The sequence below is a fragment of the Hymenobacter sp. DG25B genome (assembly GCF_000801315.1).
In the GTDB taxonomy this organism is placed as follows: domain Bacteria; phylum Bacteroidota; class Bacteroidia; order Cytophagales; family Hymenobacteraceae; genus Hymenobacter.
This window is the reverse complement of the sequence record NZ_CP010054.1, coordinates 350,846-373,394: the sequence shown is the minus strand read 5'-3', so window position 1 is coordinate 373,394 and position 22,549 is coordinate 350,846. Positions and strand designations below refer to the sequence as shown.

The window sequence follows — 22,549 nt, the reverse complement described above, 5'->3', positions numbered from 1 at the left end:
CTAAGCAGCCGGGTGGTGCCCGGCTTACTTCAACCAGTACCGCTTTATGTTTCAATTAGGAGAAATAAACAACGCTTTCGAAATGCTTAGCCACAAGCTTATCAGCTGGGGGCAGGATTTTATTGTGATGCTGCCGAATCTGCTGATTGCAGCTATCCTCTTCGTGGCCGCTTTATATGTGGCACGATTTGCCAGGCGTGTGGTAACCAATATGTTCCACCGGGTTTCGCCGAGCGTAGCCCTGCGCGACCTGGTGGCCACCATGACCTATGTGGTGGTGCTGCTGATGGGGCTTTTTTTCGTGCTGGAAGTCCTGAACCTGCAGAAGACGGTGACTTCGCTGCTGGCTGGCGTCGGGATAATAGGGCTGGCGCTGGGCTTTGCGTTTCAGGACATTGCGGCCAACTTCATCAGCGGTATTATCCTAGTGTTGCAGCGGCCCTTCACCGTCGGCGACATCATTAAAACCAATGACTACACCGGTCTGGTAGAGCGGGTAAGCCTGCGCACTACCGACCTGCGTCAGGTAACCGGCGAGCTGGTGCGCGTGCCTAACCGCAAAGTGTTTGAGAATCCCCTGATCAACTTCACCATCAATACCCAGCGCCGGGTAGATCTGGATTGTGGAGTAGCGTATGATTCCAACCTGGACCAGGTGCGCGCCGTGGTGCTGGCGGCCCTGGAGAACCTGCCCAACATGGCGCCTAACCGTCAGCCGGAGGTGATGTTCACCGAATTCAGCGACAGTTCCATCAATTTTCAGGTGCGGTTTTGGGTGCCTTATCAGAAGCAGCTGGATTACGTGGGCGCCAAAAGCGAAGCCATTATGCGCATTAAGCGTGCTTTTGATGCCGAAGGTATTGTGATTCCATTTCCCATCCGGACGCTGGATGTGCCGGAAAGCGTGCTAAGCCGGCTGGCGGCCTCCTCCAAGGAAAAGAAAACCGCCCCGCAGTAAACCAAAGACAAGTAGCGCGAAGCTCCGGCTTCGCGCACGAGCAAGGCGAGTTCCTACGCGTAGGCAATGCATCAGCATGCGCCTGCTACTCGCGTTGCTCGTGCGCGAAGCCGGAGCTTCGCGCTACTTGTTCAGTATACCCAGGGATACATATCCGGGGGCATGTGCTCGTCGGCGTGAATGGGTAGCGGGTGCAGGGCTTTGGTTTTATCCAGAAACAGAAACGCGTCGTAGCGCTCCGGCAGAATAGAGGGCACGTAGTTGCCGAACCGCTCAAACTGCGGCCGGTATACCACCCCAATAGCCCGGTGGCCAATGGGCTGCTGCAGGATGGGCAGCGGGCTTAGCTCCTTCGATAACAACAAGGCGTTTTCGCCGTGCAGCTGTTGGTGCAGGATGTTTTCCCAGGAGCCTGCCGGGGCTTCCGGTACGGGCATTTTTTCCGGGGTAGCGCCCCACTTCTTGCCCGCCACCACGGAGCCTTGGTAGGAGCCGAAGCCCACGGCGAATACCTTGTCGCGGCCGTATTTCTCGCGGGCCAGCTGGCCTACGTTCACGGAGCCGTCGCGGGGCATATCGGTGTAGCGCGCATCACCGATGTGGGTGTTGTGCTCCCAGATAATGGCTTTGCTGTCCGGGCCGTGCAAATCAAGCAGGCGGGTGAGGGTTTCCATCATGTGCTCGTCACGCACGTTCCAGGAAGCCGAACCGCCCTGCAGCATGGCGCGGTAATAGCGCTCGGCATTTACGGCCACCAGCGCATTCTGCTCGGCATTGAATTTCTGCTCCCGGGCCAGCAGGCCATCCGGTGCCTGAGCGGCAATCTGCCGGCGCAGCGCCTGCAGCATTTCCGTTACCTCATCCTCGCAGTCCTGCCGCACGTAAGCCACCGACTCGGCATATTCCTGTGGGTCGTTGCCGAAGGGCTCAAAGCACCGAAAAGCCCGGTGGGCGGCCTCTACGGCACCATCTCCCTGCTTTTCCACGTAGCGCATAATCTCCTGCAAAGAGTCCCAAAGGCTGTACACATCCAGGCCATAAAAGCCGATGCGCTGCTCCGGCGGCTGTTTTTGGTTGCGTTGGTGCAGCCAATCCACCAGCGCTGAAATTTCCCAGTTGCCCCACATCCAGGTGGGCCAGCGGTTGAAGGTCTGCAGCAGGCGGGAGGCTGAGCCGTAGGTTACCTGGTCCTGCTTAATGGCCGCATTCACCTTAAAACAGTCGGGCCAGTCGCCTTCCACCGCAATAAACTGAAAGCCCTTTTCCTTGATGAGGCGCTTGCTCAGGGCTGTGCGCCAAGTATAATACTCGTGCGTGCCGTGGGAGGCCTCTCCCAGCAGCACCAGACGGGCATCGCCAATATTCTCCAGCAGCGGCTCCAGATCAGGGGCAGCATGCAGCGGATGGGTGGGAAAGAGCGTTTTCATGGTTGAGGTTGGTAGGGGCGGAAACAGCGAGTGCGCTGCAACAGCGTTGCAGCGCACTCGGTCAGGCGTTGGGTTAGACGGGGAGCTTATTTGTGGCTCTTATCCAGGTTTTTGCCCAGGTCTTCCACCTGCTTGAGGAATTCCAGCGCGTCGGAGTCGCCGTAGGTGCCGTAGGCCGAGGAAATGGTGCCGCGCACGCCATCGGCGGTTTCCAGCGCGTACAGGATAGACATATCATCGGGGTTGCTTTCGCCCTCAAAGCGGTAGAAATCCACAATGGTTACCTCATCGGGCGCGTAGCTCTTGGCCGATTCTTCGCTGATAGTGTGCAGACGACCATCGGTTACGCGGAAGTCAGCCGTGAAGCCTTCTTTATTGAGGCGGTTTTCTACATTAATAAGGGACCGTTCTTCTTCTTTGTCTTGCATGGGGAAGGGCGTTTGGTAAGGAGGGAGAGCAATTGCGAAAGGGGAAAAGAAAATCCCCGCATCGGCTATACGTAGCCAATGCGGGGACAGGTTGTTTTAATATCAGAGAAGCGAAACCGCCTACTTGGCAGTCTGGCGACTGGCCGCGGCCTCAATGGTTTTCTGCAGGCGGTCTACATCAATAACAGAGCAGGCGCCACCGCAGCCTTTGGCGCAGCCGTGGGCGGTTTTATCGAAGAAAGCGCGCCAGAAGATGCGGCCTACATAGAAGGCCGCTCCGGCAAAGAGGAGCGCAATGATGAGGTATTGGATCCACATGATGGTCACAAAACTACGGAGCCGCAGAAAAAGTTTAGGCCGGCGCGTGCGCTGGCCAGTGCTCCCCAATTACCTCCTGCATCTCGGCGTGCACGGCGGTGTTGGAAGCCACCACTTCCCGCCCGAAGATTGGGTCGCCATCGTGCAGAAACTGCGTAACGTGGCCGCCGGCCTCGCGCACCAGCAGAATACCGGCGGCTACATCGTAGGAGTTGATGTTGAACTCGAAATAGCCATCGAAGCGGCCGGCGGCCACCCAGGCCAGGTCAATGGCGGCGGAGCCTACGCGGCGCACGCCGTTGGTGCGGCGCATAAACTCCTTCAGGATGGGCAGGTAGGTATCGATGCGGTTGAAGTTGCTGTAGGGGAAGCCCGTGGCAATGAGGGAATGGTTCAGGTCCTGGGTGGAGGAAACCCGGATGGGCTGCTCGTTGCAGAAGGCCCCGCCGCCGCGCACGGCCCGGAAGCATTCCTGCTGGTTTACCTCATACACCACGCCAATTACCAGCTCACGGCCCTGCATCAAAGCCACGCTCACGGAATAGATGGGCAGGCCGTGGATGAAGTTGGTGGTGCCATCCAGGGGGTCAATAATCCAGGTTAGCCCGGTGCCGGCGCTGGTGGCCTGGCTGCTGCCGCCGGTGGTGCCTTCTTCGGTAATGAAGCCGGCCTCAGGCAGTAACTCCCGCAGCCCGGCCACCAGCAGCTTTTCCGCTTCCTGGTCCACGTAGGAAACCATATCGTGCAGGCCTTTGTGCTGGATGCGGCCGCGGTCGAAGGTGGCGGCTTCCTGGTGAATGAACTGGCCGGCCCGGCGGGCTACCTCGGCTACCTGCAGGCTGAGTTGGTTGAAATCAATCATAGTTTTTGTGTGGGCGAAAAGGCTACCCATTCATTGTTTACAAGCTTTTCAAACTGGCCCCACTGTGGCTGGTTTTCTGCCCGCCCCTTTACACGGACTGGCGTTATCCAGTCCTGCTGACAATTCTCCAATGGATCCGCTATGAATTGCCAATCAGAGCCTGTTACTCCATATTCTTCAGCAGTGGCTTCCGCATCGGCGACTTTTTCGAACCAATAGTCCCATAAAGAGCTGCTGTCCTCTAGAGTGTTATAACCAAATAAGTAAACGCCATTGTCTCCATCGGCATGAATCATTAGCCGAACTACTTCCGAAGTTGGCGCTGCCACTTGGGCTATTTTTCTCATGAGGAAAAGCGCCGGTTGAGGGCGCGCACCAGCGTGAAGACCAACAGCAACACGGCCAGCACCTGGCAGGCCGGCCCAATCAGCTCGCCGTAGCGGACGTAGAACGTCAGCTCCTCGTTCAGATGCACGGTGGCGCGGCTTACAGCCTGCACCCACCAGCCGGTTTGCTGAGTGATTTCGCCTTTCTGGTTGATGAAGCCGGATATGCCCGTGTTGGCGGAGCGGGCCACGTCGCGGCGGGTTTCAATGGCGCGCAGGGTGGCGTATTGCAAATGCTGCAAATGGCCGGGGGAATCAGACCACCAGCCGTCGTTGGTAATGATGCCGATGAGCGTGGCGCCGTTCTTCACGTAGTCGGCCACAAAGTCGCCGTAAACCGACTCATAGCAGATAACGGGCGCCAGGCGCAGGTTGGGCGTTTTGGTCTGGTACACGGTGCGCTCGGGCTGGGAGCCCAAGCCGCCGGCCGTGCCGCCCAAATCAATAACAAAAGCCGACAGCCACGGCGGCACGCCCTCCACGCCCGGCACCAGCCGCGACTTATGGTAGAACTCCGGTGTGCCGACGGGGCCGGGGAAATGCACAGCCGCGTTGAAGATATCGTAGTAGCCTAAATCCTCGCGGAAGCGAGCCGTGGAGCTGGCTTCTTCTTTGGAGCGGTAGCGACCCACGCTGGTGAGGCCAGTTACCAGTTCTACGCCGGGGTGCTGGCCCAGCCACTGCCGGATGCGCTGAATTTTCAGGTTGCCATCGAAGGAATCCTCGAAGTAGGTTTCATCGAGGGAGGTTTCGGGCCACAGCACCAGCTTGGTTTGTGGGGTCAGGTTTTTCCCGGTGAGGGTGAGCAGGCGCGTGAGCTGCTCCTCGTAGGAAATGAAGTTGGGGCCGCTCTCAAACTTTTCGTTGTAGGGGTCCACGTTGGGCTGAATCACCAGCACCTCGGCGGTAGCGCCTTTTTCCTGGTAGCTGCGGCCAATAATGGACGACAAGCTTATCGGCAGAACAACGGCCAGCACGGGCCACGCCCAGCGGAAGCGACCCTGCCCGAAGGTCCAGGGTGCTACACCTTCACGGCCAAACCAGGCCCAGAATACCAGCAGGTTTACGGCCCAGATCCAGACGGAGCCGCCTAGAAAGCCGGTGTACTCGTACCACTGCACCCACTGGTTGGCCTGCGCAAAGCCGTTGCCGAGGGTGAGCCAGGGCCAGGTGAGAAACCAGTGCAGGTGCAATTGCTCAAAGGCAATCCAGTAAACCGGTAAAGACAAGTAGCCCAGCGTAGGGCCCAGGCGCTTCTTGGTATGGTAGAACGCCATAACCGGCGCGCTCATCATCAAAGCATTGCACACCACGGCCGTGATGCCGCCGCCCAACGTGCTGTAGCTCACCCAGTAGGTAGTAAAGGCATTCCAGAGTACCAGCACCAGGTACGAGTAGCGCCACACCTTCCAGCCGCTGGCCCTGCGCTGCACCAGCAGCTGCTCCATGCGCAGGTAGGGCACCCAGGCTACCAGCAGCAGCAGGGCTAGGGCAGCCGGGTGCACCGGCCAGCCCGCCCACAGCAGGCCCGCGCTCAGAAAGGCCAGCAAGCTGGGCAGCCAATAGGCCCAGCCAGTTACGGCCGACGGCGCAATAGCAGCAGGAGCGGGGGCAAGAGTGGGGTTATTCGGCACGATGGTCTTCTTTATAGCGGTCTTCTTTGATGCGTTCCTCCTTCAGGCCCTGCACTACCAGCACTATTTCGCCTTTGATGGCGGAGCGGCCCGCAAACTCAGCGGCCAGCTCAGCCAGGGGAGCCGTCACGGTTTCCTCAAACAGCTTGGTCAGCTCCCGGCTCACGGAGGCGGGGCGCTCGGGGCCCAGTATTTCGGCCAGCTGCTCCAGGGTTTTCACAATCCGGTGCGGCGACTCGTAAAAAATCATGGTGCGGGTTTCGGTGGCCAACTCCTTGAGGCGGGTCTGGCGGCCTTTTTTCACCGGCAAGAAACCTTCAAACGTAAACCGCTCGGCCCCGAAGCCCGATTTCAGCAGGGCCGGCACAAAGGCCGTGGCGCCCGGCAGGCACTCCACTTTCAGGCCCCGGGCCAGACACTCGCGAACCAACAAAAAGCCGGGGTCAGAAATTCCGGGGGTGCCGGCATCCGACACCAGGGCCATCCGCTCGCCTTTTTCCAGCTTTTCCAGCAGGCGCTGCACCTGCTGGTGCTCGTTGTGGAGGTGGTAGCTGAGCATGGGCTTTTTCAGGCCCAGGTGCTGCATCAGGCGGCCGCTGGTGCGGGTATCTTCGGCCAGTACGGTATCTACCTCGCCCAGAATGCGAATGGCCCGGAGGGTAATATCCTCCAGGTTGCCGATGGGGGTAGGAACCAGGTACAGAACGGTAGGCGTATCAGACATAAAGACAAAGGTAGTTGTCAGTTGCCGGTTGCCGGTTGTTGGTTACCAGCTGAAGATATTTGACCAAACCGGTAACCGGCAACTATCAACCGGCAACTGATTCCCCTTTATACTCCTCGGCCAGCTTATCAATGGCGGCGGCCAGCTGCCGGTCTTTTTCGGTCACGGTGTTGCCGGCATCATGCGTGCGGAGCCGGAACGTAACCACGTTGTACTCATTGCTCCACCAGGGATGGTGGTTCTGGTACTCGGCCTCCTCGGCTACATCGGTCATGAAGCTGAAGGCCGTCTGGAAGCTTTTAAACTTAAAAGTGCGGGTGAGGGCGTTGTCTTGTTCAGTCCACATAACAGGGCAGAAGTAAGGGTGAAAGGAGGGCCGGAAGTAGTGTTTAAAATACGGGCTATCCTATACCCGCAGCCAATCGGCCTCGTAAAAATCCGGACACCGTAATCTACGCTTTCTATGCCCTTGCACCGTTTGTTAGACCAAAAGCTTAGTAAAGTCTACGAGCCGTCGTCGCGCATTGATGATGTATTTAAAGGCTACGACATCACCTTTATTACCAATGAGCACGGCGAGCCGGTCACGCTGTTCTTTGGCAAGCGCCGGCCCGATGGCGCCATTACCGGTGAGCGGTTCACGCGCACCATCAAGCGCAGGCCCGGCAGCCAGGAGGTAGCGCACAGCCACTGGGATTTGCGGGGCAAGATTATGCGCTAGCGGCTGAGCTGGGCCCGAACTTCCATCAGGGCAAAGCCCAGCAGGTTCAGGCCGGGCCATTCGGCGGAGTTAGCCGCCCGCGGATCGTCCTGCGCCAGTCCGATGCCCCAGATAACATCCACCGGGCTGGCTTCCACTAACACGCGCTGGCCGGTATCCAGAAGAAACTGGCGCAGCGCCGGGTACTGGCTGAACTTGGCCAGATTTCCTTGCACCACTATGGCAAAGCGGGCATCATTCCACAGGCCTTCCTCAAAATTTTGTACCTGGCGGCCCAGGGTTTTGGCTTGATGAGGATGAGGGGCGGCTAGGATGGCTTGCCGGGTAGCTTCATCCTGAAATAAACGCGCCTTTTCGGCCATCATGTAGTGCTCGGTGGTGGCGTAGGTCTGGCCATTTAGAGTGAAGGGCGCCGGGTACCACTGACTGAAGCATTCTTTGCCCACGGCAGCGCCCGGCCTTCCGGTATGGCCCCAGAAGAAAAGGTATTTCACGGGCTGCCTCTGGCTGAGATAATCCAGCAGGGCTTCGAGGGAGCGAACAGAGGCAAGAGCAGCAGCCATAAAGGAAAAAGAAGGCGGCGGTGGGTTCAGGGCTACCTCTCATCAAACCTAAACCTAATTCCAAAAACCACAGTACACTTTCTAGAATGAATTCCCATTCCACCTGCTGACTTTTTCTATGGCAACCGACCACAACAACCGCCCCATACGCGTTATAAACGACGATACCACCGATGAAGAGCTGGCCGCCGGCCACATCATTCCCGGGGCAAACCCACCTAAAAACGAAGATGCCCGCGGGGGCTTCGGCAACCGCGACGGCAAAGAAGGTTTTGGCACCGACAGCGGCAATGGCAGCACGGCCGTATCAGTAAACGAGAATACCGACAACATCCAGCATCCGCACGACAATATGCGCACCGAGGACGAAGGCCGCCCCAATGGCCCCAACCAGGATGGACCGGAGGAGCAGGACCCCGAGCTGGAGTCGCGCCGCCCGGTAGATGAGCTGGATGCCGACGATGCCCGCCCCGGTCGCGACGAAATGCAGAACCCCAACTCCCGCGTGGGCATGGACCAGATGGAGCCCCGCCCACCGGTACCAACGCCGACCTCGCCCGCCAGGGTACCAACGCCGACCTGACCGACCCCAACGCCACCGACACGGCCATTGATCAATAGAATCTTCACCCGGCTCCCTGCTTGCTACGGGTGCGGAGCCGGGCCTTTTTTTCACATTTAACGAAAAACTGCCATGCCTTATAAAAGTAACAGCTCCAACCAGCAGTCGAAGGAACACCACGGCGACCCCGCCGGCATAGGCCAGCCCAAAGCCGAGTCGTTGCCCGTAAACAACCTCGACCCCGAAGTAGAAGACCGGCTGGAACAGGAGGCGGCCGATGCGCCCCAGCGCCACCCCAACCGCAACCTTAACAAACCCGATATCGACAAGCCTGCCTATAGCTAGGCTGCCTTTAGTTTGATAAAAAAGCACCTTCCAGACCTGGAAGGTGCTTTTTTATCTGATCTGGCTCATCCAAATTGCTACTGCTATGGCCCGCTTTGTTACCACTGATGTGCACGGCTGCCTGCGCACCCTGCGCCGCGCCTTGGAAGAAGTTGTCCTGTTCTCGCCCCGCGACGAGCTCTATGTGCTGGGCGACTTCGTGAACAAAGGCCCCGACAGCAAAGGTGTGCTGGACTACCTCATGCAGCTACAGGCCCGCGGGCTGGCCGTGTACTGCGTGCGCGGCAACCACGACCAGGAGCTGCTGGACGCCGCCCACGGTCACATAGGAAAAACCTGGGCCTCCCCCGCCGACCGGGAACTGACCCTTCGCAGCTTTGACGCCGCTACCGCTGCGGATATTCCCGCTGCCTACCTGCACTGGCTCGATGCACTGCCTTATGAAATTGACCTGCCCGATTTTGTGCTGGTGCACGCGGGCTTCGATTTCCGCCAGCCGCCGGAGCAAATGCGGCAGGATCATCAGACCATGATGAACATCAAGCAGTTCACTTTTGATGCTTCCCGCCTGCAGGGCAAGCGGCTGGTGCACGGCCACGTGCCTACGCCGGTAGCCGAGGTGAAGCGGCGCATTGCGGTGAAGGCCGGGGCATTGAATCTGGATACCGGCTGCGTGTATCGTCATAACCCGGAGCTGGCCCACTTGAGCGTGCTGAATCTGGATACGCTCACGCTGCACACGGTACCCAATTGTGAGGAGCCTTACCCCATTGCCAAACGCCCTTCTTAGCACTTCCCGCCTGCGGCCCAGCCTAGTTGGCAGTTCCCCACCCCCGCCGTACCTTTGAACCTATGGAAACCCACGCCCCCACCATCGCCCGAGACACGGTTATCTTTGATTTGATCCGTCAGGAAAAAGAACGTCAGACGCATGGCATCGAGCTGATTGCCTCCGAGAACTATGTTTCGGAGCAGGTGATGCAGGCGCAGGGCTCCATTCTGACCAACAAATATGCCGAGGGCCTGCCCGGCAAACGCTACTACGGCGGCTGCGAAATTGTAGACCAGATTGAGCAGCTAGCCATTGACCGGGCCAAGGAGCTGTTTGGCGTGGAGTGGGTGAATGTGCAACCGCACTCCGGCGCCCAGGCCAACGCCGCCGTAATGCTGGCCGTGCTGCAGCCCGGCGACAAAATCCTGGGTTTCGACCTTTCCCACGGTGGCCACCTCACGCACGGCTCGCCGGTAAACTTCTCCGGCAAGCTCTACAAGCCCTCTTTCTACGGCGTGGAGCCCGAAACCGGCCTCATCGACTGGCAGAAAGTAAAGGAAACCGCCCGGCGCGAGCAGCCTAAGCTCATCATCTGCGGCGCCTCCGCCTATTCCCGCGACTGGGACTACAAAGCCCTGCGCGAAGCCGCCGACGATGTAGGCGCCCTGCTGCTGGCCGATATTTCGCACCCCTCCGGCCTCATTGCCAAGGGCTTGCTGAACAACCCCTTCGAGCACTGCCACATTGTAACCACCACCACGCATAAAACCCTGCGCGGCCCGCGCGGCGGCCTCATTATGCTGGGTAAGGACTTCGAAAACCCCTTCGGCCTGAAAACGCCCAAAGGTGATATCCGCATGATGTCGGCACTGCTGGACTCGGGCGTATTCCCCGGCACGCAGGGCGGCCCGCTGGAGCACGTCATAGGTGCCAAGGCCGTAGCCTTCGGTGAGTGCCTCTCCGAGGCCTACACCGACTACACCCAGCAGGTCATCCGCAACGCTCAGGCTCTGGCCCGCGGCTTTGTTGACCGCGGCTACCAGATTATTTCCGGCGGCACCGATAACCACCTGATGCTGATTGACCTGCGCAGCAAAGGCCTCACGGGCAAGCTAGCGGAAAATACCCTCATCAAGGCTGATATCACCATCAACAAAAACATGGTGCCCTTCGATGATAAGTCGCCCTTCGTAACCAGCGGCATGCGCATCGGCTCGGCCGCCGTGACCACCCGCGGACTGAAAGAAGCTGATATGAGCCGCATTGTGGAGTTTATTGATGATGTGCTGATGCACCACGACAATGACACCCACCTGGGGCAGGTGCGCCGCCAGATAAATGAATGGATGCAGCAGTTCCCGCTGTTCGCCTAAACCAGGAAGGCCGGCGCCCCAGGGGTGCCGGCCTTCCTGGTCGTTTTCTTTCTTTTCAAAACCACCAGGGCACATGCCGCAAGCAAGTCAAGCAAAGTATGGCCTATTCGGGAAACTGAAGGCTTTGGAGGGGAAAGGAGAGGAACTGGCCGCCATTCTGCTGGAAGCGGCGCAGCTGGTTTCCCCGGCCAGGGGCTGTTGCATTTACCTGGTAAGCCAGGATGTGCACAACGCCTCCGTAGTGTGGGTTACCGAGGTTTGGGAAACGCAGGAAGACCACGACAATTCTCTTAAAGCGCCCGAAGTAAGAGCCCTGATTGGTAAGGCCATGCCCCTGCTGGACGGCCCGCCCGAAAAAGGAACCACCCTGGCGGTATTAGGTGGGAAAGGCCTGCAATAGAACCAGTTATTTGGAAGACCTTGTTGAAAGCGTTGTCACCGGCGCCATAAAGTAAGGGGGCAAACATCTGAAAGGATGGCCACTACGTTTATCCTTTCACGCCACCCGTCATTCCTTAATTCCGCATTTTCTCTTTTCAGTGAATCAGCCTCAAATACAACCGGGACCCACGCTGGGCGACCAGCACGAAATGTCCTTCATCGACCACCTGGAGGCGTTGCGCTGGCACATCATCCGGGCTGCTATTGCGGTAGTCATCTTTACCCTGGGGGCGTTTTTTGCCAAGGACTTCCTGTTTCATGACCTGATTCTGGGCCCCTCCCGCCCCGATTTCTGGACCTACCGCATGTTCTGCAAGTTCGGCGCCTGGGTAGGTGCCCCGGACCTGTGCATCGATAAAATTGGGTTTGTAATTCAGAACCGCGAAATGAGCGGGCAGCTGACCATGCACATCAGCACCTCCTTTATTGTGGGTCTGGTGCTGGGCTTTCCGTATCTGTTCTGGGAAATATGGCGCTTCATTAAGCCCGGGCTTTACCCGCACGAGCGGAATAACTCCCAAGGTGCCGTGTTCTTCGTGTCGGTGCTGTTTATGTTGGGGCTGCTGTTTGGCTATTACATTGCCGCGCCGCTCAGCATCAACTTCCTGGCCGGCTACGTGGTAGACCCCACCATTGAAAACCAGATTGACATGCAGAGCTACATCTCCACGCTCACTACCATGTCTATGTCCTGCGCTTTCGTGTTTGAGCTGCCCATGATTGTGTTCTTCCTGGCTAAAGCCGGCATGATTACGCCCGAAATCATGCGCGTGTACCGCAAGCACGCCATTGTGGTCATTCTGGTGGTGGCCGCTATCATCACGCCCCCCGACGTATCGGCCCAGATTATCGTGACCATTCCCATTCTGCTGCTCTACGAGCTGAGCATTAACATTGCCCGCGTGGTGCGCCGCAACGATACGGCCCGCCTCAACGCTAAACTGGCCGAAAACCAGGGCGTATCCTGATTTCCTGATTTCATCCTTTCCTTCTGACTTTCGCTATGACACTTGCCATCGGCTCCGACCACGCCGGCTTTGAGTACAAGCAAATGCTGCTGCAGTGGCTGCGCGATAACGGCTACCAGGTGGAGGACTTCGGCACTTATTCCGCCGACTCCGTGGACTACCCCGACTTTGTGCACCCCCTGGCCAGCGCCGTAGAAGCCGGTGATTTTAAGCAGGGCATCCTGGTTTGCGGCTCCGCTAACGGGGTGGCCATCACCGCCAACAAGCACCGGGGCGTGCGCGCCGCCATTGCCTGGATTCCGGAGATATCCCGCTTGGCCCGCCAGCACAACGATGCCAATATCGTTTGTATCCCCGCACGCTTTATCAGCGAGGAAGACGCCCGCGCCATCGTCAGCGAGTTTCTGAACACCGCTTTTGAAGGTGGCCGCCACCAGACCCGGGTCAATAAAATCGACTGCTGACTCTATAGGCGAGCTAAATACCGGCTTGCCTTCGATACTCCTTAAACTCCTTAAATGAAAAGCCCTGGATATCACGTCAGATATCCAGGGCTTTTTGCTGATTTCTTATTTCCGCTGATAAAGGCGCGGCGTGCCGGTGGCCTGGTAGCGCCCAAATACATTGGGCGCCTTGTATTGCAGCTCCGGCATCAGGCCGGTTTGGTCAATGATGTAGCGGGGCGGGCTTTTGGCCATGTTGCGGGTAAGCCGGACTATGGCCGCGTACTCGTTCAGGTGGCCAAAATCCATCTGCGACAAGCCCCAGTCGAGGTAGGGAGTAGCCAGCGGATTCTGCAGGTAGGGGCTGCGGTCGGGGCCCAGCACCAGCAGAGGCTGGTTTTGCAGGGCGGCGTAGGTAGGGTTGGGCCGCACGGCATAGTTGGCCTCGCTGGGCAGGCGCAGCACCCCTTCCAGGTGTAGCAGGCTGCGGTAGCGCACGGTAGTTACTACCCCAATCAAAACCAGCAGCAGCACATTAGTAAGCCAGGGGCGGGGGCTTTTCTGCCACAGAAATAAGCTGAAATACGCGGCCGGGGGCAGCAGCAGCACCAGGCTGCCGGGGGCAGTGCCACGCGTGAGCAGCAAAATACCCAGGGCCACCAGCAGCCAGCTCAGCATCAGCTGCTGAAATTTCACCTGAAAAACCAGACCCAGCGGCGTAGTAAACGTGCGCAGCAGCGAGAGGAGCAGCACCGCGCCGGGCACAATCATAAGCTTCAGGAGCAGCTCGCGGGGCAGGCCGTCCTGCGCTGCCGCCAGCCCGTAGAGCATGGGCCGCAAATGAAACTGGTTGAGGCCCGGCAGGGCATCGGCATAGAGACAAAGGGTGCCTACTACGGCGTAAGGAAACAGAAAGCCGCACACCAGCAACAGAAAGCTGCGGAAGGAGTTGGCCGCGAAAATGATAACGGCAAACAGGCCCACCAGCAGAAACAGCGCCAGCGGGAGAAAGGCCAGGGCGGCGGTGCCAATCAGAAACCCGGCCCGGAACAGGCGGCGGTTATCGTAGCCCTCGCGCAGGGTAGGCAGCAGGGCGCTTAGGGCGTACACAATGCCGGTTTGCCCCAGCAGGAGCGGGGAAAGAGTATCCAGGTCGGTGGTGATGCTGCCCAGCAGCAGGTAGGTGAGGGCTACCAGATAGCCCCGCTCCGGGTGTACGCCGCTGCGGTTGAGCACAAAGTTCAGGCGCAGGGCCTGCGCCACCAGCGCCGCCAGGGCCAGCAGGCGGTAAAGCCACACGGGCCGGGAAGCTATGGTATCCAGCAAACCCAGAAATACGGTGACCAGGGGCGCCATGCTGTCGTACAGGTCGCGGTAGGGAATGGCCCCGGCATGGATTCGCTCCCCCACCAGCAGGGCGTGCAACTCGGCGGGCGTAACGGGCAGGCCCAGGAGCAGCAGGGGCAGCCGCAGCCCCAGAACCAGCAGCAACAGGGCCGCCAGCCGCGTAAGAAGCGTACTTTTGAAGAAACCTAGCAAGGAGCAGAAAGCAACAAACCGATAAATAGGGCCGCCGGAAATCAGGCGCCGGCCCGGCCACCGTCAAAAGTAGCAGGTAGCCCGCGCACTTCGGCCGTATCAGGCAGATAGATGCGGCGCATATCTATCGGTTTAGGAAGCCCCGAAACCCGTACCTTTGTTTTTCTAACGTATGGAAAGTAAACGACAACAGAAATTTGCCAGCCTGTTACAGCAGGAGCTGGCCACCGTGCTGCAGCGCGACCTGCCCCACCTGTTTCCGGGCCTGGCCCCGGGCATCAGCACCGTGCGCGTATCCCCGGACCTGGGCGTGGCCCGCATTTACCTGAGCAGCCTGCTGGCCAATGGAGGCGAGGATACCCTGGCTCACGTGCGCGACAACAGCAAAGTTATCCGGCAGGCCCTGGCGCAGCGCATCCGCAAACAGGTGCGCGTCATTCCCGAGCTGGTCTTCTTCCTCGATGACAGTGCCGCCTACGCTGCGCACATCGATAAAGTGCTGGGCGGGCTGAGCATTCCGCCCCCGCCCTCTGAGGATGACTCCGAGCATCTGACTAACCCCAAGCGCCCGAAGCTTTTCGCCGACGAGGACGAATAGGTGAAATAGTGAGTTTGTGAAGTGGTGAGTTGACGTTCAGGCCGTGCAGCCTGCGCGCAACGTGCCCCGGAACAGCAAACTCACCATCTCACTCTCTCACTATATCACAATTTCACCGTCCCCTTGCATTACGACCCGATTAAACGCACCCTGGGCGAAGTATTTAACCGCACGCCCTGGCTCCGCCGCTTGTTTTATCACCTGCTCGATTTGCTGCTGCTGCGCACCTGGCACGTGCACCGCGAGCTGCGCCAGTGGGCCAAAGGCCGCCAGCAGGAACCCCTGGTGATTCTGGACGCGGGCTCAGGCTATGGGCAGTACACCTACTGGCTATCAGGCCTGAGTAAGCTCTGGACGATTCTGGCCGTGGATGTGAAGGAAGAGCAGGTGGCCGACTCCAACCGCTTTTTCCGGCAGCTGAACCGCCCGCAGGTGCAGTTTGCCGTGCAGGACCTGGTGCTGTACCGGGAGCCAAATACCTTTGATCTGGCCCTGTCCGTAGACGTAATGGAGCACATTCTGGAAGATGTGGAAGTGTTCCGCAACATTCACGCCTCCCTCAAGGACGGCGGTATGCTGCTGATTTCCACCCCCTCCGACCAGGGCGGCTCCGATGTGCACGCCGACGACGAAACCTCCTTTATTGAGGAGCACGTGCGCGACGGCTACAACATTCATGAGATTCAGCAGAAGCTGCGCACGGCCGGTTTTGAGCGTATTGAGGCGCGCTACAGCTACGGCGAGCCCGGCCAGATTTCCTGGCGCCTGAGCATGAAATACCCCATTCTGATGCTGGGCAAGTCGCGCCTGTTTTTCCTGCTGCTGCCTTTCTACTACCTCCTTACGTTTCCCATTTGCCTGGTGCTGAACTGGTTTGATGCCAATACCCGGCATGATTCCGGCACCGGCCTCATCGTAAAAGCCTGGAAATAAAGCCTGGTGCACCGCCCGCTTAGCCGGAGTAACGTATCTTGCCCACTACCGCTGTCCTTTCTTATTTCGCCTGATTCCCGCCCCGCATGAACGTCGCTTTGCTCATTGCCCGGCGTTATTTTTCTTCCAAGAAGAAGCGCAACATTATCAGCATCATCTCCAATATCTCCATGATTGGAGTGGCCGTGGGCACTATGGCGCTCATTATTGTGCTGTCGGTGTTCAATGGGCTGGAGGATCTGGTACGCTCGCTCTACGGCAAATCGGACCCCGATCTGAAGATTACCGCCCTCAAGGGTAAGGCCTTTGAGGTAGATGCGCCCCTGCTCACGCGCCTGCGCGCCATGCCCGGCGTGGCCCTGGTAACGGAGGTAATTGAGGATAATGCCCTGCTGCGCTACCACGACCGGCAGATGGTGGTGAAGATGAAAGGCGTGAGCGACAACTTCTTCGCCCAAAGCAACATCGACTCGGCCCTGGTGCAGGGCGACCACCGCCTGGAAAAAGAAGGCGGCGAATATGCCCTCATCGGGGCCGGCGTGCAGCATGAGCTCAGCATAGCCCTGGATAACCGCCTGGCGCCTCTCACGCTGCTCTACCCGCGCAACACCGGCAAGCGCACCCTTTCCATGAACCCGGAAAACGCCTTCAATGAGCTGCCCATTCTGGCCGGTGGCGTGTTTCTCATTGAGCAAAACATCGACGACAGCTACGTTTTCGTACCCCTTACTTTTGCGCGAAACCTGCTCAATTACGGCAATAAGCGCACCAGCCTGGAGGTGAAAGTAAGCCAGAGCCGCACTATTGAAGAGGTAAAGGGCGAGGTGAAGGAGCTGCTGGGCCCCCAATTCTCGGTGCTGGACTCCGACGAGCAGCACGTGAGCCTGCTAAAGGCCATTAAAGTGGAGAAGATGTTCGTCTTCATCACCTTCGCCTTTATCCTGCTCATTGCCTCGCTCAATATCTTTTTCTCCCTGTCCATGCTGGTCATTGACAAGCGCAAGGACGTGGCCATTCTGCAGGCTATGGGCGCCGGTCAGCGTACTATTCGGAATATTTTCCTGTTTGAAGGGGCTATTGTGGCGCAGGTAGGCGCTATTACCGGGCTGGTGCTGGGAGTAACCATTTGCTGGCTGCAGCAAACTTTTCATCTGGTATCCATGGGCATGGCCACCAGCGTGGTAGATTCCTACCCCGTAAAGATGCAACTCTCTGATATTGTGTGGACGGGAGTGGCAATCATTATCATCACCATTGTGGTTTCTATCCGGCCGGCGCTCAGCGCCTCTAAGCTGGATGTGCGAGACAACCTCTAAATCAGCCACAAAAACGTAACCTTCTTGTCTACCACAGTAGCAAGTTGATAGACAGTAGATGCCTATTCATCTTTTATATATAACTATTTGTAGATTTAGTTTTACTTTTTAAAAGAATATCTGCTAGTTGGTATTTGTTCTTACTTTCAACGCCATTTTTAGGCCGCCCTTATGAAAGTTTCCACTTCAGAGCCCTTTCAGATAGTCTACTCATTGCTGGAGCATGAGTACCTGGGCTATCTGTTTGAGTCGTACGTGGTGCAGCGTAATGCACGCGGCCAACTGACCTTGCAGCACCAGAGTGTCTCAGCAAAAAATGCTCCAGAATTTGCTGATGGTCTGGATGTTACGGACTTTGAAATTGTAGCCCTCACGGACCAGATTCAGCAGGACGCCGTGATAAAGGAGTTCTGGCCCAAGAAGATTGCTACCGCCGATTTTTTCCTGAAGGTGTACGACCCGGAGAAAGGCGACAAGGCCCTGCAGGAACGCATCAGCAGCTACGTGCAAAACCGCATGGGCCAGATTCTGGACCGTCTGGCGGGCAAGCAGGTCTTCATTATGGGCAAGGATGGCGAACCAACCTGGCACGAAATAGAAATGGCGCCCGAGCCGGCTTCGGTGCTCTTCCACTTCCGCCGCAACGACGACAATACCCACTACTTCCCCACCATTCAGTACCAGGGGCAGCGTCTCGACTTTCAGTTTAAAGGGGCCGTGCTGGTCTGCTGCCAGCCGGCCTGGATACTGCTGGATGATGTGATTTATGCCTTCCGCAACGATGTAGACGGCAAAAAGCTGCAGCCCTTCCTGAACAAGAAGTTCATTGTGATTCCCCGGCAGGTGGAAGACAGTTACTTCCAGCGCTTCGTGGCCCCATTGGTGGAGTCGTTTGACGTGCACGCCCGCGGCTTTGATATCCGCTCGGAGCGCTACGTAGCCCGGCCGCAGCTTACGTTTTCGGATGTGCCCAGCGCCACGGTTACCACCCTGGAGGAGCCGCGCCCCCGCGCCACGCGGGGCCGGGCCGCCGCCTCGCTTTCAGAAAGCGGCGGCGTAGCCACCCTGGTGCAGCCCACCGAGCACATTCACTTCGACCTCTCCTTCCGCTACGGCGACCATACCGTGCACAACAGCTATGATAAGCGGGTGTGCGTGAAGCTGGAAAAGAACGACGGCAGCTACATCTTCCACCGCCTCATCCGCAACCTGGATGTAGAGCAGGACATTATCCGGGAGCTGCGCCAGCGCGCCCTGGAAGTGCGCAACGGCCGCGCCGTGCTGGAAAAAGCCACCGCCTTCCGCTGGCTGCACAGCTATGCCGAGGACCTGGAGCGCATGGGCTTCACGGTACAACAAAGCACCGATTCGGGCAAAGACTACTTCATCGGGGCCATTACCGTGCAGGTGGGCATCACGGAAACCAGCGACTGGTTTGATATCCACGGCACCGTGCGCTTCGGCGACTACGAAATACCGTTTATCCGCCTGCGGCCCTACATTCTGGGGCGGCGCCACGAGTTCCGGCTGCCCAACGGCCAGATTGCCATTATCCCCGATGAGTGGTTTGCGGAGTACCTGGAGCTGTTCGCGTTTTCCGAAGAGCATCACCACTCGCTCACGATGCGCAAACACCACGTAGCCCTGGTAAACGACCTGCAGAACGGCAACCTGGCCACCGTGACCATGAGCCGCAAGCTTGAGCGCCTGCGCGAGTTTGAGGCGGTAGAGGATAAGCCTCTGCCCATGGGTTTTATAGGCCAATTGCGCCCCTATCAGAAGGCGGGCTACAACTGGCTACACTTTGTAAAGGACTATCATTTTGGCGGCTGCCTGGCCGATGACATGGGCCTGGGCAAGACGGTACAAACGCTGGCCCTGTTGCAGCACCGCAAGGAAAGCGGCGAATCCAAAGGCGCGGCCTCCCTGCTGGTGATGCCCACTTCGCTGGTGTATAACTGGATGAGCGAGGCGCTGAAATTCACCCCCGAGCTGCGCGTGCTGACCTATACGGGCACGTACCGGGACAAAAACGTGGAGCAGTTTCAGGACTACGACCTGATTCTGACCAGCTACGGCATTGTGCGCCTGGATGTGGAAATGCTGAAAACGTATCAGTTTGACTATGTGATTCTGGACGAGTCGCAGGCCATTAAGAATCCCAGCTCTACCACCTCCCAGGCCGTGCGCGGCCTCCGCTCCCGCCACCGCCTTATTCTAACGGGCACGCCGGTGGAGAACAGCACCATGGATTTGTGGTCGCAGATGTCCTTCATTAACCCCGGCTTACTGGGTACGCAGGCCTTCTTCCGCAAGGAGTTCCTCAAGCCCATTGAGAAGGAGAAGGATGAGCACAAGACCAAGCGTCTGCACACGCTCATCAAGCCCTTTATCCTGCGCCGGCACAAGGCCCAGGTAGCGCGCGAGCTGCCCGATAAGATTGAGCACCTGAGCTACTGCACCATGACGGAGGAGCAGGCCCAGTGCTACGAGGAAACCAAGAGCTTCTACCGCAATAAAATCCTCAAAAACATAGAGGAGCACGGCACGGCCAACACGCAGTTTATGCTGCTGCAGGGCCTTACCAAGCTGCGCCAGATTGCCAACCACCCCCGCATGGCCGACGAAACCTACGAGGCCGAGTCAGGAAAGCTGCGTGAGGTCATCCGCATGATTCGCAGCGTGGTGGCGGAAGGGCATAAAGTGCTGGTGTTTAGCCAGTTTGTGAAGCACCTGGACATTGTGCGGGCTTCCCTGGATGAGAAGCAAATCAAATATGCTTACCTCGACGGCAACACCCGCGACCGGCACAAGGAAGTGGCCCGTTTCCAGGAAACCGAAAAGCTGCGCGTGTTCCTGATTTCGCTGAAAGCGGGCGGGGTGGGCCTCAACCTCACCGCCGCCGACTACGTGTTCATCCTCGACCCCTGGTGGAACCCAGCCGTGGAGGCTCAGGCCATCGACCGCGCCCACCGCATCGGCCAGGAAAAGACTGTCTTCACCTATAAGTTCATCACCAAGAGCACCGTAGAGGAGAAAATCCTGGCCCTGCAAAACAAGAAAATCCAGCTGGTCACGGATCTGATATCTACTGATGAGGCTATAATCAAGAGCCTGACGAAGGAGGATATTGAGGAGCTGCTGGGGTAGGAAGTGGAGGTTTGATGTTTAATACTGTTCGTAGAGATACCAGGTAGTATTGGTCACCGTGCCGTTGGCTTTCAGAATGACCTTAACCAGTAATCCATTCTCAAACGTGTAGCTTTTTTCGTAATTGATCTGACGAAATTCATCATGCCACGTCTTTTGAGTGAGTATTCCGGCTTGGTCATAAGTGAGCATATATACCCGAGTTGGGTGGCCGTTATGCTCTTCTTTTACAAGTTGCCCCGCAGTATTGTAATGGCCTATCCACTCTTCCGTTCCCATATCGCAGGCAACTACACCTGGCCGAAAAGAGAACTGAATGCGAGTCAGTACACCGTTTTTGTACTCGTACTGCTCTATATGGTTACCGCCCTGTACTTTCTTTAGCAAACCATTGGGGTAGTAATCAAGCTGATAACTGCCTGCTTTCTTAAGTCTCCGTTGAGAATCGTATATAAAGGCAATGGACTTGGCGCCTGTTTGGTCGCTTATTGTAGCCATGGCTCCGTCTGGAGTATAGGTATAAGCGAAAGAAGAGCTATAGCCGCTTTCAGGCCAATTATGAAGCTGGTTCTTCATTTCCCGGTACGTAGCATAGCCTTGCTTGTTGAAACGTTCCGTAACGATGTACTTGCCGTTAGGTGCCTCCTCCACCGACTGAATAGTTTTGATCCGGTGCCTCTTGATATCCACTAAGCTCATTCGCTCAAGCAGTAACCGGTTCCCAATAAAGAGGTCTTCCAGCGCTTCCACCTGCTCATACCTGTGGGCAGAAATAACCGGGGAAGAAAGAGCCGATTTTGTCAGAGTTTCGGCAGGCATTTGCCTGGAGAAAGACAGCATAGCTATAGCACCCAGAACAGGCTTCCCAATACTACGGAAGTAATTTAAAGCCATATCCTATTGTATTAATTTCTGGTAAGTATTCTTCCTGTTAAGTGATAATAACTTCACGGAGTGGAAAGCAAGTCAAGATACACCAGACACTATTATAGACGCACGAAATATAAGGCGCCACTGGCCTACTAGCTAGAGCAGTTCTCCGAACTCTTTTTATCAACCCCTACCAGAACCTATTAGCACACACCACCTGGGTTTTCTTCTTCAGCCGCAAACCCATTAGCACCTCGTGGCTGCCGCCGTGGTAGCCGTTTAGCTCCGAGAGGCCGGCATCGTAGGAATAGCCCAGCGTGAACTGCTCGTAACTGAGGCCCACGATGGCTACGGCCGAGTCGAAGGCACGCCAGGAGGCTCCCACCCACAGCAGGTCCTGGTACTTGAGCTTGGCATTGAGGTCAACCGAGAGTGGGGCCGGATTCACAGCCTTCACCAGCACCGAGGGCACCAGCGACCAGTCATCGTTGAGCGGCAGCCGCACCCCGGCCGTGGCAAAGTAGTGGCGTTTCAGCGTGTTGCCGGGCGCGCCTTCGCCCTGCAGGTTGGGCCCATAGGAGAAGTTAAGCTGATTGCCCAGCAGCTGCGCGCCCGACAGGCCCACGTAGAAGCGGGAACTGTACAACCACAAGCCCACCGAGCCATCCAGCACCCGGGAGGAGGCGCTGGGTGCCTGCGTAGTCTGATCAAAAAACTGCAGCTTCTGCCCATCTACGGCAAACTGCTGCATACCAACTGAGGCGCCCAGCGCCACCCGCAAATCGGGCCGCAGCACCAGGTTGTAAGCGTAGGAAGCGTAAGCTCCCGTGCGGCTGGTAGGGCCGGTTTCATCCCGGTATACCAGGCCGCCAATGGCGTGAAACGGCCGGCGCCGGTCCCGAATGGTGCGCTTGCTGGTGGTGCGCCACTTGCCCAGCGAGGAGCTGGCGCTGGCGTAGTAAGTTTTGGGTGCCCCCTCCAGGCCCGTCCATTGGGTGCGGTAGCTGAACTTCACATCGATATAATCTTCTACCCCGGTGGTGCCCGGGTTCAGGATATAATTGTTGTTCATGTACTGGCTGTACTGCGCCTGCTGCTGGGCAAGAACCGGCACCGCAGCCAGGAGCAGCGGGAGCAGCAGGAAGGGTAGGGCTCTTTTCATAGCAGTAGGGGTAAAAATGAACCAGCGAAAAAGCAGATTACCCTGCTTTCCCAGGC

25 protein-coding genes are annotated in these 22,549 nt (G+C 57.7%); 13 read left to right on the top strand and 12 right to left on the bottom strand.

The genetic code is table 11. The features are described from left to right. The first annotated feature begins 46 nt into the window (after positions 1 to 46). Positions 47 to 958, top strand: a complete 912-nt coding sequence (locus PK28_RS01660) for a mechanosensitive ion channel family protein (RefSeq protein ID WP_044510742.1) — start codon at positions 47 to 49, stop codon at positions 956 to 958. A 131-nt stretch (positions 959 to 1,089) separates the two neighbouring features. On the opposite strand, the gene PK28_RS01655 is transcribed toward PK28_RS01660, so the two are convergent. The 8 genes from PK28_RS01655 to PK28_RS01620 form a co-directional block, all read right to left on the bottom strand. Continuing rightward, entirely contained in the window at positions 1,090 to 2,385 is a 1,296-nt protein-coding gene (locus PK28_RS01655) for an erythromycin esterase family protein (RefSeq protein ID WP_044510739.1), read from the bottom strand. A gap of 86 nt (positions 2,386 to 2,471) precedes the next feature. Beyond that, positions 2,472 to 2,813: a hypothetical protein gene (locus tag PK28_RS01650; protein ID WP_044510736.1), complete on the bottom strand. Its 342-nt coding sequence runs from the start codon at positions 2,811 to 2,813 to the stop codon at positions 2,472 to 2,474. A gap of 120 nt (positions 2,814 to 2,933) precedes the next feature. Beyond that, positions 2,934 to 3,131: a hypothetical protein gene (locus PK28_RS20675; RefSeq protein ID WP_044510734.1), complete on the bottom strand. Its 198-nt coding sequence runs from the start codon at positions 3,129 to 3,131 to the stop codon at positions 2,934 to 2,936. Positions 3,132 to 3,165: 34 nt separating this feature from the next. Continuing rightward, the gene (locus PK28_RS01640) at positions 3,166 to 3,993 is read right to left on the bottom strand and encodes an inositol monophosphatase family protein (protein WP_044510732.1); all 828 of its coding nucleotides are present in this window, start codon (positions 3,991 to 3,993) and stop codon (positions 3,166 to 3,168) included. Continuing rightward, positions 3,990 to 4,340, bottom strand: a complete 351-nt coding sequence (locus PK28_RS01635; protein WP_044510729.1) for a hypothetical protein — start codon at positions 4,338 to 4,340, stop codon at positions 3,990 to 3,992. Before PK28_RS01635 ends, PK28_RS01640 begins: the two co-directional genes overlap by 4 nt. After that, positions 4,337 to 6,013, bottom strand: a complete 1,677-nt coding sequence (gene lnt, locus PK28_RS01630; protein ID WP_231576195.1) for an apolipoprotein N-acyltransferase — start codon at positions 6,011 to 6,013, stop codon at positions 4,337 to 4,339. The genes PK28_RS01635 and lnt overlap by 4 nt, the downstream gene beginning before the upstream one ends. After that, positions 6,003 to 6,737 carry a 16S rRNA (cytidine(1402)-2'-O)-methyltransferase gene (rsmI, locus tag PK28_RS01625; protein ID WP_044510727.1) on the bottom strand — a complete coding sequence of 245 codons (735 nt, stop codon included), beginning with the start codon at positions 6,735 to 6,737 and terminating at the stop codon, positions 6,003 to 6,005. The genes lnt and rsmI overlap by 11 nt, the downstream gene beginning before the upstream one ends. An 85-nt stretch (positions 6,738 to 6,822) precedes the next feature. Next, positions 6,823 to 7,083 carry a 4a-hydroxytetrahydrobiopterin dehydratase gene (locus tag PK28_RS01620; RefSeq protein WP_044510724.1) on the bottom strand — a complete coding sequence of 87 codons (261 nt, stop codon included), beginning with the start codon at positions 7,081 to 7,083 and terminating at the stop codon, positions 6,823 to 6,825. A 117-nt stretch (positions 7,084 to 7,200) separates the two neighbouring features. Between PK28_RS01620 and PK28_RS01615 the strand changes: the two genes are divergently transcribed. Beyond that, positions 7,201 to 7,458: a hypothetical protein gene (locus PK28_RS01615; RefSeq protein ID WP_044510722.1), complete on the top strand. Its 258-nt coding sequence runs from the start codon at positions 7,201 to 7,203 to the stop codon at positions 7,456 to 7,458. Here the strand turns inward: PK28_RS01615 and ybiA are convergent. Beyond that, positions 7,455 to 8,021, bottom strand: coding sequence for a riboflavin biosynthesis intermediates N-glycosidase (ybiA, locus tag PK28_RS01610; RefSeq protein WP_044510720.1), 567 nt, complete (start codon positions 8,019 to 8,021; stop codon positions 7,455 to 7,457). The two genes, PK28_RS01615 and ybiA, sit on opposite strands and share 4 nt — an antisense overlap. Before the next feature lie 118 nt (positions 8,022 to 8,139). On the opposite strand from ybiA, the gene PK28_RS01605 reads away from it, so the two are divergent. The 7 genes from PK28_RS01605 to rpiB all read left to right on the top strand — a co-directional run bounded on the left by PK28_RS01605 (position 8,140) and on the right by rpiB (position 12,946). Continuing rightward, positions 8,140 to 8,604 carry a hypothetical protein gene (locus tag PK28_RS01605; protein WP_044510717.1) on the top strand — a complete coding sequence of 155 codons (465 nt, stop codon included), beginning with the start codon at positions 8,140 to 8,142 and terminating at the stop codon, positions 8,602 to 8,604. A 111-nt stretch (positions 8,605 to 8,715) separates the two neighbouring features. Beyond that, positions 8,716 to 8,928, top strand: a complete 213-nt coding sequence (locus PK28_RS01600) for a hypothetical protein (RefSeq protein WP_044510714.1) — start codon at positions 8,716 to 8,718, stop codon at positions 8,926 to 8,928. An 85-nt stretch (positions 8,929 to 9,013) separates the two neighbouring features. Then, a complete protein-coding gene (locus PK28_RS01595) occupies positions 9,014 to 9,718 on the top strand; it encodes a metallophosphoesterase family protein (RefSeq protein WP_044510711.1) in 705 nt (234 codons plus the stop codon). A gap of 62 nt (positions 9,719 to 9,780) precedes the next feature. Further along, entirely contained in the window at positions 9,781 to 11,073 is a 1,293-nt protein-coding gene (glyA, locus tag PK28_RS01590; protein WP_044510709.1) for a serine hydroxymethyltransferase, read from the top strand. Positions 11,074 to 11,146: 73 nt separating this feature from the next. Beyond that, on the top strand, positions 11,147 to 11,473 hold the full coding sequence (locus PK28_RS01585) for a putative quinol monooxygenase (RefSeq protein ID WP_044510706.1): 327 nt from the start codon (positions 11,147 to 11,149) through the stop codon (positions 11,471 to 11,473). Positions 11,474 to 11,612: 139 nt separating this feature from the next. Further along, positions 11,613 to 12,482 carry a twin-arginine translocase subunit TatC gene (tatC, locus tag PK28_RS01580; protein ID WP_316931954.1) on the top strand — a complete coding sequence of 290 codons (870 nt, stop codon included), beginning with the start codon at positions 11,613 to 11,615 and terminating at the stop codon, positions 12,480 to 12,482. 35 nt (positions 12,483 to 12,517) lie between these two features. Then, positions 12,518 to 12,946, top strand: coding sequence for a ribose 5-phosphate isomerase B (gene rpiB / locus PK28_RS01575; RefSeq protein WP_197070451.1), 429 nt, complete (start codon positions 12,518 to 12,520; stop codon positions 12,944 to 12,946). Between the two features lie 105 nt (positions 12,947 to 13,051). Here the strand turns inward: rpiB and PK28_RS01570 are convergent, their stop codons facing one another. Beyond that, a complete protein-coding gene (locus PK28_RS01570; protein WP_044510699.1) occupies positions 13,052 to 14,464 on the bottom strand; it encodes a hypothetical protein in 1,413 nt (470 codons plus the stop codon). 172 nt (positions 14,465 to 14,636) lie between these two features. On the opposite strand from PK28_RS01570, the gene PK28_RS01565 reads away from it, so the two are divergent. From PK28_RS01565 to PK28_RS01550, 4 genes are all read left to right on the top strand, one after another. Further along, positions 14,637 to 15,062, top strand: a complete 426-nt coding sequence (locus PK28_RS01565; protein ID WP_044510697.1) for a ribosome-binding factor A — start codon at positions 14,637 to 14,639, stop codon at positions 15,060 to 15,062. A 123-nt stretch (positions 15,063 to 15,185) separates the two neighbouring features. Continuing rightward, a complete protein-coding gene (locus PK28_RS01560) occupies positions 15,186 to 15,995 on the top strand; it encodes a class I SAM-dependent methyltransferase (RefSeq protein ID WP_044510695.1) in 810 nt (269 codons plus the stop codon). An 86-nt stretch (positions 15,996 to 16,081) separates the two neighbouring features. Beyond that, a complete protein-coding gene (locus PK28_RS01555; protein WP_044510693.1) occupies positions 16,082 to 17,311 on the top strand; it encodes an ABC transporter permease in 1,230 nt (409 codons plus the stop codon). A gap of 171 nt (positions 17,312 to 17,482) precedes the next feature. Beyond that, positions 17,483 to 20,461, top strand: coding sequence for a DEAD/DEAH box helicase (locus PK28_RS01550; RefSeq protein WP_044510691.1), 2,979 nt, complete (start codon positions 17,483 to 17,485; stop codon positions 20,459 to 20,461). Positions 20,462 to 20,479: 18 nt separating this feature from the next. Here PK28_RS01550 and PK28_RS01545 read toward each other — a convergent pair whose 3' ends face one another. Together PK28_RS01545 and PK28_RS01540 are read right to left on the bottom strand one after the other, a co-directional pair. After that, positions 20,480 to 21,280 carry a hypothetical protein gene (locus tag PK28_RS01545; protein WP_197070450.1) on the bottom strand — a complete coding sequence of 267 codons (801 nt, stop codon included), beginning with the start codon at positions 21,278 to 21,280 and terminating at the stop codon, positions 20,480 to 20,482. A 241-nt stretch (positions 21,281 to 21,521) separates the two neighbouring features. After that, positions 21,522 to 22,493 (bottom strand): PorP/SprF family type IX secretion system membrane protein, encoded by a 972-nt coding sequence (locus tag PK28_RS01540; RefSeq protein WP_044510686.1) that lies wholly within the window; start codon positions 22,491 to 22,493, stop codon positions 21,522 to 21,524. Positions 22,494 to 22,549: the final 56 nt, after the last annotated feature.